13 protein-coding genes are annotated in these 13,965 nt (G+C 38.5%); 11 read left to right on the top strand and 2 right to left on the bottom strand.

Annotation, left to right across the window (positions count from 1 at the left end; genetic code table 11):
- Positions 1-242 precede the first annotated feature (242 nt).
- Both lon and J4Q03_RS09900 read left to right on the top strand, forming a co-directional pair.
- Positions 243-2,648 carry an endopeptidase La gene (lon, locus tag J4Q03_RS09895; RefSeq protein WP_426048025.1) on the top strand — a complete coding sequence of 802 codons (2,406 nt, stop codon included), beginning with the start codon at positions 243-245 and terminating at the stop codon, positions 2,646-2,648.
- A 394-nt stretch (positions 2,649-3,042) separates the two neighbouring features.
- Positions 3,043-4,155, top strand: coding sequence for an AI-2E family transporter (locus J4Q03_RS09900; protein ID WP_426048026.1), 1,113 nt, complete (start codon positions 3,043-3,045; stop codon positions 4,153-4,155).
- A 120-nt stretch (positions 4,156-4,275) separates the two neighbouring features.
- Here the strand turns inward: J4Q03_RS09900 and J4Q03_RS09905 are convergent, their stop codons facing one another.
- Positions 4,276-4,521 (bottom strand): bacteriocin-like protein, encoded by a 246-nt coding sequence (locus tag J4Q03_RS09905; RefSeq protein ID WP_426048027.1) that lies wholly within the window; start codon positions 4,519-4,521, stop codon positions 4,276-4,278.
- Positions 4,522-4,677: 156 nt separating this feature from the next.
- On the opposite strand from J4Q03_RS09905, the gene J4Q03_RS09910 reads away from it, so the two are divergent.
- Positions 4,678-5,055 carry a MauE/DoxX family redox-associated membrane protein gene (locus J4Q03_RS09910; RefSeq protein WP_426048028.1) on the top strand — a complete coding sequence of 126 codons (378 nt, stop codon included), beginning with the start codon at positions 4,678-4,680 and terminating at the stop codon, positions 5,053-5,055.
- Positions 5,056-5,114: 59 nt separating this feature from the next.
- Here J4Q03_RS09910 and J4Q03_RS09915 read toward each other — a convergent pair whose 3' ends face one another.
- Positions 5,115-6,473, bottom strand: a complete 1,359-nt coding sequence (locus tag J4Q03_RS09915; protein ID WP_426048029.1) for an acyl-CoA dehydrogenase family protein — start codon at positions 6,471-6,473, stop codon at positions 5,115-5,117.
- Positions 6,474-6,678: 205 nt separating this feature from the next.
- Here J4Q03_RS09915 and J4Q03_RS09920 point away from each other — a divergent pair, with 205 nt between their 5' ends.
- The 8 genes from J4Q03_RS09920 (at position 6,679) to J4Q03_RS09955 (ending at position 13,961) form a co-directional block, all read left to right on the top strand.
- On the top strand, positions 6,679-7,584 hold the full coding sequence (locus J4Q03_RS09920) for a DUF4349 domain-containing protein (protein WP_426048030.1): 906 nt from the start codon (positions 6,679-6,681) through the stop codon (positions 7,582-7,584).
- A 160-nt stretch (positions 7,585-7,744) separates the two neighbouring features.
- Positions 7,745-8,614, top strand: coding sequence for a TraB/GumN family protein (locus J4Q03_RS09925; protein WP_426048031.1), 870 nt, complete (start codon positions 7,745-7,747; stop codon positions 8,612-8,614).
- A 100-nt stretch (positions 8,615-8,714) separates the two neighbouring features.
- On the top strand, positions 8,715-9,149 hold the full coding sequence (locus J4Q03_RS09930) for an RNA polymerase sigma factor (protein WP_426048118.1): 435 nt from the start codon (positions 8,715-8,717) through the stop codon (positions 9,147-9,149).
- Positions 9,139-9,747, top strand: a complete 609-nt coding sequence (locus tag J4Q03_RS09935; RefSeq protein ID WP_426048032.1) for a hypothetical protein — start codon at positions 9,139-9,141, stop codon at positions 9,745-9,747. Before J4Q03_RS09930 ends, J4Q03_RS09935 begins: the two co-directional genes overlap by 11 nt.
- A 203-nt stretch (positions 9,748-9,950) precedes the next feature.
- A complete protein-coding gene (pgi, locus tag J4Q03_RS09940) occupies positions 9,951-11,591 on the top strand; it encodes a glucose-6-phosphate isomerase (protein ID WP_426048033.1) in 1,641 nt (546 codons plus the stop codon).
- Between the two features lie 3 nt (positions 11,592-11,594).
- Positions 11,595-12,419: a class I SAM-dependent methyltransferase gene (locus tag J4Q03_RS09945; protein WP_426048034.1), complete on the top strand. Its 825-nt coding sequence runs from the start codon at positions 11,595-11,597 to the stop codon at positions 12,417-12,419.
- Between the two features lie 20 nt (positions 12,420-12,439).
- On the top strand, positions 12,440-13,324 hold the full coding sequence (locus J4Q03_RS09950; protein ID WP_426048035.1) for a bifunctional 5,10-methylenetetrahydrofolate dehydrogenase/5,10-methenyltetrahydrofolate cyclohydrolase: 885 nt from the start codon (positions 12,440-12,442) through the stop codon (positions 13,322-13,324).
- A gap of 7 nt (positions 13,325-13,331) precedes the next feature.
- Positions 13,332-13,961 (top strand): 7-carboxy-7-deazaguanine synthase QueE, encoded by a 630-nt coding sequence (locus J4Q03_RS09955; RefSeq protein WP_426048036.1) that lies wholly within the window; start codon positions 13,332-13,334, stop codon positions 13,959-13,961.
- Positions 13,962-13,965: the final 4 nt, after the last annotated feature.

Here is a 13,965-nt window from a genome sequence, read left to right on the forward strand (position 1 = left end):
TTATCAGTTTGCGAAAATACACATTTTTAAGAAATTAGAGAAGCAGAACTCCTTTATTTTAATTTTTAAAATGAAAGATTATTAAAAAAAGGAAATTTTGACCATATTTTTTAGCAAAAAACAAATGGCATAGGTATTGTGCAATTTAGAGAACTATAATACGCTGCACGTTTTCAGCGCATTTTGTAAAATATCATTTTAACGATTTAAAACGAAGATGACAATTTGTCATTTGATTAACTATGACAGAATTTGAAGATATTAGTTTAGAGGAAATGATCAGCGATGGGTTTGACATTGTAGCAGAAGAGATCAATCTTTCAGACTTTTCGGAAACTGATAAGAATTCCGAACAGAGAATATTCCCTATACTTCCCGTAAGAAATATGGTCATGTTTCCAAATGTGGTAATTCCTATTACTGCAGGAAGAAAAACATCGATACAGCTTCTTGAAGAAGCACAGAAAAATGGTGAGTTCATTGGAATCGTAAGCCAGAAAAACTCAGATCTTGAGCAGCCTGCCGAAAGGGATATGTATCAGACCGGTACACTAGCAAAGATCATTAAGATCATTAAACTTCCAGAAGGCAATATTACAGCTATTACTAAGGGTTTCCACAGATTTAAAATAAAAAAAATCGTACAAAACCAACCTTATTTTAAAGCAGAAATCACAAAACTAAAAGATTCCCGTCCGAAAAACAAGGAAGAATATGAGGCTTTACTTGAAAACATCAAAGATCTGGCCTTAAAGATTATTGAACTGGATCCTAACATTCCGAATGCGGCTAATTTTGCCATCAAGAATATCAATAATAATGATGATCTTCTGAATTTCATCTGTACTAATGCAAGCTTTCCTTCTATAGAAAAGCAAAAGCTGCTTGAGGAGAAAAGCCTGATGGAAAGAGCCAACAAGTGCTATGAAATGATGCATGAGGATTTCCGAAAACTGGAGTTAAGAAACCAGATCCATCAGAAAACATCAAAAGATCTTGACAAGCAGCAGAGAGAATATTTCCTGAATCAGCAGATAAGAACTATTCAGGATGAGCTGGGAGGCGGTCCGGAAAGTGATGTTGAAGATCTTATCAATAAAGCAAGAAGAAAAAAGTGGAGTCAGGAAGTGGAAGATCATTTCCAGAAAGAGATCAGCAGGCTGCAGCGCCAGAATCCGAATTCTCCGGATTATAACGTTCAGAGAAATTATCTTGATTTCTTCACGGATCTTCCGTGGGAAACCTATACAAAAGATGTTTTTGATATTGCAAAGGCTGAAAAAACTTTGGATAAAGCTCACTTCGGGCTGGAAGACATTAAGAAAAGAATTCTGGAACACATGGCTGTTTTAAAGCTAAAAAACAACATGAAATCTCCTATCCTTTTACTTGTAGGGCCTCCGGGAGTAGGAAAAACATCTTTAGGAAAATCGGTTGCTGATGCTTTGGGAAGAAAATATGTAAGATTATCTCTGGGTGGACTTCACGACGAAAGTGAGATCCGTGGACACAGAAAGACATATATCGGAGCTATGGCGGGAAGAATCCTGCAATCTATCAAAAAAGCAGGCACTTCCAACCCGGTTATTGTTCTTGATGAAATTGATAAAATAGCTCAGGGACTTCACGGTGATCCAAGTTCTGCTCTTCTGGAAGTTCTTGACCCTGAACAGAATAAATCTTTCTATGATAATTTCCTGGAGATGGGCTACGATTTGTCTAAGGTGATGTTCATTGCTACGGCAAACTCACTTTCCACCATTCAGACGCCGTTATTAGACAGAACCGAGATCATTCAGATTGCGGGCTATACGATGGAAGAAAAGACAGAGATTGCAAAGAGACATCTGATCAAAAAGCAACAGGAAGAAAACGGATTGGATGGAAAATCATTCAAACTTGGGAATCCTGAACTTAAACATATCATTGAAGCACACACTTCCGAAAGCGGTGTAAGAACCCTGGAAAAAAGGATTGCATCCATTGCAAGATGGGTTGCGCTTCAGACTGCGCTGATGAAAGAATACGATCCAAAGATCACCATTGAAAAGATAGATGAAATTCTAGGCGTTCCAAGGCCGAAAAGCCTGTCTGAAATTACCGGTGTTCCGGGTGTAGTAACCGGCTTGGCATGGACAAGTGTAGGTGGAGATATTTTATACATTGAAAGTATTTTAAGCAACGGAAAAGGAAGTCTTACCATGACCGGAAACTTAGGAACGGTCATGAAAGAATCTGCAACCATTGCCCTGGAATATATCAAAGCCAAACATGACGAACTCGGAATAGCGCAGGAAGAGCTGGATAAGAAAAACATCCACGTTCACGTTCCGGAAGGGGCAACCCCGAAAGACGGACCCTCTGCAGGTATTGCCATGCTGACCTCAATGGTTTCGTCATTTAAAAACAAGAAAGTAAAACCTCATCTTGCAATGACCGGTGAAATTACGCTAAGAGGAAAAGTTCTTCCTGTAGGAGGGATCAAAGAAAAGCTTCTTGCTGCAACCAGAGCAGGAATAAAAGAGGTAATTCTTTGTGAAGCCAACAGAAAAGATGTAGAAGAGATCAAAAAAGATTATCTGAAAAACCTCACTGTACATTATGTGAACAGAATGGAGGAAGTAGTCGACTTTGCGATCGAAAAATAATTCAGAACATATCAACTCTCAATAAGGAAACGCGTCTCAGATTTTTGTCTGGGGCGCGTTTTTTAATTTAACCGTAAAAGATTTAAAAGTTTCTTTAACACTTAAGTAATTTTAAGTTATATACATAGCACACAGGAAGAACACTTAAGTTTTGTAAAATCTACGATTTTTCTTTAGCAGAATAAGTAAACCTGTGCCATCTGAGAAATCTGCATGAGATTTCTAAAGCAGAAAATCTTTGGCATTAATAAAATAGCCGAGTTGCATTTAAAGAAAGACATACCACACGACATTATCAAGCATCTTCGGCTAAAAAAGAATTATGTTAATTAAACGAAAAGAATCCCATAATTAGATGGGTTTTCTTATTTTTATGCAACAGATTTGAAAAATTATGAATTTTCTTCGACTCCCTTTTCTTGTTAATCTTACACTTGTCGTTATTTCCATCATTGGCCTGGGCTACCTGTTAGCATTGGGACAGAGTATATTAGCCCCTTTCTTCTTAGCTTTTTTAATGGCCATGCTCTTTCTTCCGGCGGCCACGTTCATGGAAAGAAGGTTAAGATTTCCGAGATCTATTTCAACAATGACTTCGGTTTTTATCATGCTGGCTATTTTATCCGGACTTATTTATTTTTTCGGGTCACAACTTTCTGATTTCAGTAAGGATCTTCCTCACCTAAGGGATCAGGTGACGACTGTTTTCAGTAATCTGCAGCACTGGATTTCAAAAACATTCAATGTAAAGATAAATGAGCAGCTGGACTATATTAATCAGGGCTTAAATAAACTGCTTTCTTCTTCGGGGGTAATTCTTGGTTTTACGTTTGGAATATTTTCAAGCGGTTTCGGCTTTATTGTATTTTTCACTCTGTTCTTTATTTTTATTTTAAATTACAGAAGGGTTCTTAATAACTTCATCGTAACCGTTTTTAACGAAAAACATAAAGCAAGTGTGCAGGAAGTGGTTAACGAGATCAGAGTCATGACGAAAAAATATATTTTCGGGCTTTGTCTGCAGGTTTTGATCGTTTCGGTTCTCTGCACCATCCTCCTTACTGTTTTAGGAATAAAGTATGCCATACTCCTGGCTATTCTGACGGGCTTATTAAATGTAATCCCTTACCTGGGAATATGTATTTCTCTCTTAATATCATGTTTTATTGCCTTTGCAACCGGTACTCCTTCCAGCTGTGTGTATGTAGCCATCGGATATATTGCCATACATATCATCGACGGAAACATTGTACTTCCGTTTGTTGTAGGCTCAAAAGTGAAGATCAACGCTCTGTTTTCTTTCATCGGAATTATTTTAGGTGAGCATCTTTGGGGAATCGCAGGAATGTTTCTCTGTATTCCGGCTATTGCAATCATTAAAATTATTTTTGAAAGAGTAGATGGCTTAAAACCATGGGGCAAACTGCTCGGAGAGGAAGAAAAGCCTCATAAAAAGAAAAAGAGCTATAAGATTTCTAAGAATATTACACTGAAGGAAATGGACTGACCGTTAACAATGAGCAATGGGTAATGAGTAATGAGTAATGAATTATAATGCTTATTATTGAGTGTCTGTTATGACTAATAAAAAAAGCTGTCTCAATTGAGACAGCCTCTATAGTTGATTTTATAGCGCACAGAATGGGTCCCTCCCGTCAGGACAAGTCTGGTTACACGGGATATAGGTCTGGCTGTCAGGACAGTATCCCAAGTCCTCACCGCCACCGCCACCACCCGGGCCTCCTAAACAAGGATCTCCGGGAGGAATTATACACGGACAGCCTTCCGGTCCTATATCACAGATAGGAGACCTTCCTCCGCCATGAACTTTCTTTAAATTCTCACGATTTAATTTTTGAAGATTTTTCAGCATAATACGATTGTTTAGTTTGATTTGTAGAGCAAATATATTAAATGAAATCAGAAATTATTCCAAACATGGGGATAAATTTATAACATTAACAAATTTTATAAAAAACAGCCGAACGAATACCATTTTTGTTTTACATTTGATATAAAATCATCAATCATGAAAATCGTAAAATTTATCTTTGCCCTTCTTTTCGGGCTCATGTTTATCAATGCCGGATTAAACAAATTCTTTAATTATATGCCAATGGAAAAGCCAACGCCTGAGCAAATGAAACTTTTTGCAGCATTTGGAGAAATTCACTGGCTGATGCCTCTGGTGGGAATTGTAGAAATTATTGGCGGGTTATTATTCATTTTTCCAAAAACAAGAGCATTAGGAGCCATTGTTATTTTACCCGTAATGGTGGGAATTGTGGTTCACGTGTTCACAATAGACAAATCCACCATGGGAATGTCCATGGCAGGAGTCCTGTTTCTGATTAATCTTTGGATGATTATTGACAACAGGGAGAAATATAAAGCTTTGATTAGTTAGGAAGTTATTACGAATGGTGAATAGTCAATTAGCTGACTATTCACCATTCACATAAGGATTTATACAAAGGCGCTGAATCCTGTAATTGATCTTCCCACAATCAATGAATTGATCTCTTTAGTTCCTTCGTAAGAATAAATGGCCTCGGCATCTGCCACGAACCTTGCCACGTCGTATTCAAGAAGAATACCGTTTCCGCCCATCACTTCTCTCGCTCTGGAAACAATATCCCTGGTTCTTAAAGTACAGAAAACTTTGGCCAGTGATGCATGTTCGTCTTTTAAAATCCCTTCATCCTGCATCTCCGAAAGCCGGAAGACCATAGTCTGCATGGCTGTAAGATTGGAAAGCATTTCCACCAGATGCCCCTGGATCATCTGAAATGAAGCAATAGGTCTCCCGAACTGTTCTCTGGTTCTGGTATACTGTAATGCACTTTCGTAAGCTCCCCTTGCACAGCCTGTAGCCATCCATGCCACTCCTGCACGGGTCATACGCAGAACTTTTCCGGTATCTTTAAATGAATCTGCCTTCTGCAAACGGTTTTCCTCGGTCACCACACAGTCTTTTAAAGTGATCAGTCCGTTTTGAACGATCCTTAATGCCATTTTTCCTTTAATCTTTTCTACGGAATAGCCCGGATTGTCTTTTTCAACAATGAAACCTTTCACTTCACCGCTGTCCAGATCTCTTGCCCAGATGATGATCAAATCTGCAAATGTTGCATTCCCGATCCATTTTTTCTGGCCATTAAGGATCCAGCCTTCTTCTGTTTTTTTGCAGGTCACGGTAAGACCGCCTGCTGCTCCGGAACCCACTTCAGGTTCTGTAAGACCAAAAGCTCCTATTTTTTCGAATTTCTGCATTTGTGGAAGCCACTTCTGCTTCTGCTCTTCTGATCCGCAGATATAAATAGATCCCATCGCAAGACCCGACTGTACTCCAAAGAATGTAGCAATAGAAGCATCAATTCTAGCCATTTCCATAGCAATGACCCCTTCCATCAGAAAGGGCATTCCCGGACAGCCGTATCCTTCATAAGTGACACCACAGATGTTCAGTTTCTGAAATTTCGGAATGAGTTCAAAAGGAAATTCGTCTCTCAGCCAATAATGATTTACCAGAGGCTTCACTTCTTTTTCCATGAATGCCCGTACTTTAAGCTGAATTTCACGCTGCTCAGGAGTCAGTGTATGGTAAATATCATAGAAGTCACCATCAATTGGCGGAAGCTCTTTCTTTTTCTTATTGGGATCGAGCATTTTCATCATTCCGTTCAGCTGTTTATCATCCAGTTTGGAGAAATTCTGCATCAGCTTCGGGAGATCAACTTTTTGAGAAATAGCATTCAGCTGGTCAAAATCTATGGATCTGAATAATTCTATCGCGTTTCTTATTTTGGAAAAGGGATTTGACATAGTAATATTTTGAGATTGATTTGTAAAAGTTAAGCAAAAACTGCTCCGAAAACAAACTACTCTCTTTCTATTTATTTTACAAAACACTCATTTTCAAATTATTAAATAGAAATATTTCTTTACAAACTTTTTACGCCGGATTTTCAAATATTACAAAGGATCCTGGCTGAACTTTGACCTAAGAAAACCCACAAAAATCAATGCTATGAAAACGACTTACATTAAACTATCATTATCGGCAGTACTTTTATTAGGCATTTATTCATGTAAAAAAGGAGAAGTGTCTTCTGACGAAAGTGCAGACTATGCCGTAGCGGATTCTGCAGCTGTAGCTATATCAGACAGTGTTTCATCTGCAGCAACCATGACTGTTAAAGATAAACGGTTCATCAAAACAGCAGACGTGAATATGGAAGTAAAAGACGTATATGAAGCAACGATCTCCATTGAAAAATCGGTTCAGGACCTTGGAGGATTTGTTACCCACAGCAATCTTCACAGCAATATAATGTCTGAGGATACATATAACACTTCCAGTGACGATGCCATGCTGATAAAAAAGTATCAGACGGAAAATACGATGCAGGTACGTGTTCCTGCAGAAAAACTAGGTGAGCTTCTTGTGATCATCAATGATAAAAAACTCTTCCTTAATTCCAGAATTATCAATGCTGAAGATGTAACCTCCAACATCAGGTATGCAGAAATGGAAGGTAAAAGAATTAAAAAGACGGGTGAAAACATTGAACAACTGAAAACCAATAAAGACAAAGTAAAGCTGGACAACGATAATATGGCGGAAGGAAACCTGCAGCAGCTTGCCAATATGGACACTACCGACAATATTAAATACAGCACCGTAGATATTTACATCAAGGAGCCTAAGCTCCGTATTGCAGAGATTGCGGTAACCAATACCAGAAACATTGACAATAAATACAAGTTCAATTTTATTTATGACGCTAAAAATGCATTTGTAGAAGGATTTTACCTGATTCAAAAGATCGCGGTAGGACTTATCACGATATGGCCGCTCTTGTTAATATTGGGTGCAGTTGTCTACTTTTTGAGAAAAAGAAAATTAACAAAGCCGGAACATACAAAAATTTAAGAATAGTAAAAAAATCCTAACCAATTGGTTATCATCATAATTTTAGATTTTACAGGCCTCCTTTTCCGGGAGGTTTTTTATTTTTCAAAAAAAAAACTGTAACGATCATCATACTGCCCGTACCTACTGTTTAAAGAATAAGAAATTAAAACCTAATCATATGAAAAATTTAGTAAAACTTGGGTTCGCAGCATTATTATCGGCAACCTTTATCACGGCAAATGCACAGAACAAGAAAGCAGAAAACAGTACAGTCTGGGAAGTTTCAGGGAATGGACTCACAAAACCTTCTTACATTGCAGGAACATTTCATGTCATGTGCAGCCAGGATTTTGAGATTAAACCGAAAGTAATGAAAGCTCTTGAAAAATCTAATCAGTTTGTGATGGAGATTAATTATACTGATCCGGCTGAAATAACAGCTATGCAGAAAATGTATCAGACTGATAAAAAAATATCAGATCAGCTTAGTCCTGAAGAAGCGAAAGAGCTGGATAAAATCCTTGCCGACTACGGAACGGATTTAAAAAAAATGGATAATTCCAGTTCACAAGGTCTATATGCTCTTATTGCCCTGAAAGCTTTGCCATGTCCTCAAACTGAAATAAAATCATATGAAATAGAACTTCTCCAGAATGCCCTAAAAAACAAAAAGAAAGTATATGGGCTTGAAAAGGTGGAAGACCAGATGGCATCCATTAATAAGGCCTATGATCTGAAAGCCGTGATAGGGCAATTAAAGATGGGAAAAGAATATGGAATTCTATTCAAGGAAATGGTTACTGCCTTTAAAAAAGAAGATGTACAGACTGTCTACACGTCCTTCAGAAATGATAAAATAATGAATGCCGAACAGGAAAAAGCTATGCTGACGGACCGAAACAAAAACTGGGCAGAAAAAATGCCTGAAATAATGAAAAAAGAAAGTTCTTTCTTTGCAGTAGGAAGTGCTCATCTTATGGGTGAAAACGGAATCATCAAACTTTTAAGATCCAAAGGATATACTGTACAACCGGTATTAAGCCTGTAACGTATAATCAAACCATGAAATTATTGTGAGCAGTCAGACTGAAACCGCTTTTTTAAAGCTCGTCAACCAACACAAAGGCATTTTATATAAAGCCTCCCGGATCTATGCCGACTCTTTGGAAGACCGGGAAGATCTCCAGCAGGAAATTCTTATCCAGCTCTGGAAATCTTACCAGAATTTCAAAGGTAACAGTGAATTCTCTACGTGGATGTACCGGGTCGCGATTAATACCGCCATTACTTATTTGAAAAAGGAAAAAATGCGGACCAACAACCATACAGAAGTCCCACATCATTTTGAAGTTCAGAATGAAGACTATAACCCTTCAAAAGACCGGCAGCTGGAAGTCTTTTACTCCGCGGTCCAGGAACTGAAGGCGCTTGAAAAGGCCATCATATTCTATTTCATGGAAGGAATGTCTCACAAAGAAATCGGAGACAATCTGGGACTAAGTGAAGGTAATGCCCGCGTAAAACTCAACAGAACCAAAGAAAAAATACAGCAAATCATAAAAAAATCAGGCTATGAATTTTGATCAATTAAAAGAACAGTGGAATAATGAAGACGGTGAAAACGTTCATATTCCCAACACCATAGAACAGCTAAAGAAAAGCAAACATCCTATTGAAAAAATCCAGAAAAGCATGAAAGCAGAATTTCCATTTCAGATTATTTCCGTTCTTCTGTTCGCATTCTTTCCACAGCTGCTGGATTTTCCACCTTCTCAATACGTTATTTATTATACGTCTTATGCCATCCTGGTTGTCATATCCTCTTATTATCTGTACGGATTCTATAAATTTTATAAACAGACCGAACTCTATACCGGAAATACAAAAAACAGCCTCTGGAAAATATATCATGAACTGAAACTGAATATGGAGAGATACCAGTCATTCGGATTCCTGCTTCTTCCCCACTTTATGATTACATTAGGCCTGGTATTTTATAATACATTCCAGAAAAAAGGGATATCTCTGGGAAGTTTTGCAGACTCTTATCAGCAGGCACTGATCATAATTGTACTTCTCGGGACAGTGGCGATTGTAGCCAGCATTGTCTTATGGACTAAATATTTATACGGACGCCAAGCTAAACGTTTGGAAAATATACTTAACGAAACGGACGATTAATTTTTCTTATCCATCTTTACACACAATAACCATGAAACCTCAGACCTGTTCTGAGGTTTCCTTTTAAAAAATTGTTATTTATCACGCTCAAATTTATCTGAGGTTTTATTTTTCCTTAAATTTGCACATCAGAAATAAAATGATATGGATTTTAAACATTTGATTCAGCCTTTTGTTTCCTGAACCTATATAATTTCTAAAATATGCTATCAAAAATAAATCCTATACAAACGACCAGCTGGAAAGCTCTTGACGAACATTTTGCAGGAAATGACTTTGATTTGAGAAGCCTTTTCCAATACAATCCTGACCGTTTTAAAGAGTTTTCTCTACAGAAAGACAACTTCCTTTTTGATTATTCTAAAAACCTGATCGATTCAAGAACAAAAGAACTTCTGCTGCAACTGGCGAATGAATGCCAGCTGAAAGATGCTATTTCCAAGATGTTTTCTGGTGATAAGATCAATGAAACAGAAGGAAGAGCAGTTTTACATACAGCGTTAAGGGATTTCTCGGATAAAGAAATCATCGTAGACGGTGAAAATATCAAACCTCAGATCAGAAGAGTTCTTGACCATATGAAAGCTTTCTCTGAGAAAATTATTTCAGGGGAACACAAAGGTTTCAGCGGAAAAGAAATTACCGATGTTGTGAATATCGGAATCGGAGGCTCAGATCTTGGCCCGGTGATGGTTTGTTCAGCTTTAAAGCATTTTAAAACAAGATTAAACGTACATTTCGTTTCCAATGTTGACGGGAATCATATTGCCGAAACTGTTAAAACCCTGAATCCTGAAACCACATTGTTCATCATTGCTTCCAAGACTTTTACCACTCAGGAAACAATGACGAATGCCAATTCTGCAAAAGACTGGTTCCTGAAAGCCGGAAAAGAAGAAGATGTTGCCAAGCATTTTGTGGCTTTATCCACTAACGTTGAGGCAGTTAAAAATTTCGGAATTGCAGAAGAAAACATCTTCGAATTCTGGGACTGGGTAGGCGGAAGATATTCTCTCTGGAGTGCTATCGGTCTGAGTATTGTCCTAGCAGTAGGCTATGACAATTTTGAGCAGCTTTTAAAAGGAGCTCATGATACGGATCAACATTTCCAGACTGCAGATTTCTCTGAAAACGTTCCGGTTTTAATGGGACTTTTAGGCATCTGGTACCGTAATTTTTATGCGGCGACAAGCTACGCGATCCTTCCCTATTCACAATATCTGGACCGATTTGCTGCTTATCTTCAGCAGGGAGATATGGAAAGTAACGGAAAATGTGTAGACAGAAACGGAGAATTTGTAGAATATGAAACCGGACCTATTATCTGGGGCGAACCTGGAACAAACGGACAGCATGCCTTCTACCAGTTAATTCACCAGGGAACTGAACTTATTCCTGCAGATTTTATCGCTTACGTGAAAAGCAGTAATGCCGTTTCTGATCATCAGCCGAAACTTCTAGCCAACTTTTTCGCCCAGACTGAAGCACTTGCTTTCGGAAAATCTGAAGAGGAAGTAGAACAAGAATTAATAAGTGCAGGAAAATCCGATGAAGAAATTGATAAGTTACTCAACTACAAGGTCTTCCACGGAAACACACCTACTAACTCAATATTATTCAATGAATTAACTCCTTTTTCATTAGGACAGCTCATTGCCATGTACGAGCATAAAATCTTTGTACAAGGCGTGATCTGGAATATTTTCAGCTTCGACCAATTTGGGGTAGAATTAGGAAAAGTTTTAGCCAATAAGATCCTTCCTGAACTTGAAAACAGTGAGGCAGTCAGCTCCCACGACAGCTCTACGAATGGATTGATTAATTATTATAAAGGAAACAGATAGCAGATGTCTGCGTTACGGTCATATTATTATAAGCTTCCTCCCGGCCTCAGGCTTTTGGGGAGAAAGGTCTATTATTTCCCGATTGATCTTTACAATGGGATTACCGGAAAAAGATCTAAAAATGAACCTAAAAAAGGAGATATTTATGTAGGCGGCAGCGACTTTATTCCGCACGGAATCCGCCAGGTAAATGCGCTTAAAAAATATATCGGATTACAAAATACAGATCATGTTCTGGATGTGGGATGCGGGATCGGAAGAACGGCAGTAGCCCTTACCGGAATCATTGATAAAGGAACATACGATGGTTTTGATGCTGTAGAAAAGGGAATCAACTGGTGTAATAAACATATCGGTAAAAAACATCCGAATTTTAAATTCAAGTTTACCCCGATTTATAATGACCTGTATAATACTTTCACCCAAAAAGCAGAAAGTTTTACATTTCCTTATGAGGATGCTCAATTTGACAAAGCATTCCTGTTCTCAGTTTTCACGCATATGCAGATTCCTGAGATCAAGAGATATCTTAACGAAATCAGCAGGGTGCTGAAAAACAACGGACAGTGTCTGGCCACATTCTTTCTGTATGATGAAACTAAAAAAGAATTCGGCACAATGCCGTTTCCACATCAGTATGAAGGCTACAGGCTTATGGATGATAAAGTGACTGCAGCCAATATTGCAGTAAGCATTCCCTTGCTGAATGAGATGGCAGCAGAAGCAGGATTAAAAGTAACCACGATAAAAGAAGGATTCTGGAGAACTAATGTAGAAAAGGAAAGTGCCGATGAATTCCAGGATATTGTTGTATTCAATAAAATCTAAATAAAGTAAAAAAAGTAAAAATGGCAGAAATTCTTGACGGACTTAAAGTATCCAAAGAAATAAAGGCAGAAATCAAGGTTGAAGTGGAAAAGATCCTTGAAAGCAAAAGGAGAGCACCACATTTGGTGGCTATTCTTGTAGGCAATAACGGGGCAAGCAAAGCCTATGTGAACAGCAAAGTAAAAGACTGTGAGGAAGTAGGATTCCGCTCTTCTCTTTTAAAGTTCCCAAGCACCGTTTCAGAGTCTGAATTGCTGGAGAAAATTGATGAATTAAATAAATCCAAAGAGGTAGACGGTTTCATCGTACAGCTTCCTTTACCGGACCAGATCGATCAGGAAAAAATCATTCTGGCGATTGATCCAAGAAAAGATGTAGACGGTTTCCATCCTGAAAATTTCGGAAAAATGGCTTTGGAAATGGACACTTTCCTTCCGGCCACTCCTTTCGGGATTCTAACCCTGTTGGAAAGATATAATATTGAAACTAAAGGAAAAGACTGTGTTATTATCGGAAGGAGCAAGATCGTAGGAAGACCTATGAGCATCCTGATGGGAAGAAAAGATTTCCCGGGTAACTCTACCGTGACTTTAACACACTCTTACACAAAAGACATCGAAGAATATACAAAAAAAGCAGATATCGTTATTACCGCATTAGGTGATCCTCATTTCTTAAAAGGAGATATGATCAAAGACGGTGCAGTAATTGTGGATGTGGGTATCACAAGAGTAGATGATGACTCTCCAAAAGGATACTACCTTGCAGGTGATGTAGATTTTGACAGCTGTGCGGCCAAAGCAAGCTGGATTACACCGGTACCTGGCGGAGTAGGCCCTATGACGAGAGCCATGCTGATGAAAAACACCATCATCGCTTATAAAACTTCGGTCTATAACGACTAATTTTACAATGAACAAAGAAGAAGATATTTTATTAAAAGAAGGTAGAATGCTCCCGGTAATGGAGCATTTTTACACTTTACAGGGAGAAGGGGCACACACCGGAAAAGCATCCTATTTCATCAGATTGGGAGGTTGCGACGTCGGGTGCCACTGGTGTGATGTAAAAGAAAGCTGGGATCCCAACCTTCATCCATTGATGAACGCAGAGGAAATTGCAGAAACTGCAGCCAAACACTGTAAGACAATTGTTTTAACCGGCGGAGAACCGTTGATGTGGAATTTAGATATCTTAACGTCCAAATTAAAAGAATTGGGATGCACCATCCATATTGAGACCTCAGGGGCTTATCCGCTGAGCGGGCAGATAGACTGGATTACCCTTTCGCCTAAGAAAACAGGACTTCCGAAAGAAGATATCTATGAGAAAGCAAGTGAACTTAAAGTAATCATTTTCAATCAGCATGACTTTTCATTTGCTCAGGAACAGGCAGCAAAGGTGTCCAAAAACTGCAGATTGTATATGCAGAGCGAATGGAGCAAGCGTGATGAGATGTACCCGAAAATCACCGATTTTATTTTAGCCCATCCGGAATGGCAGGCTTCGGTTCAGACTCATAAATATCTGAATATCCCATAAAAAA

The sequence above is a fragment of the Chryseobacterium sp. NFX27 genome (assembly GCF_049887855.1).
Taxonomy (GTDB): Bacteria; Bacteroidota; Bacteroidia; order Flavobacteriales; family Weeksellaceae; genus Chryseobacterium.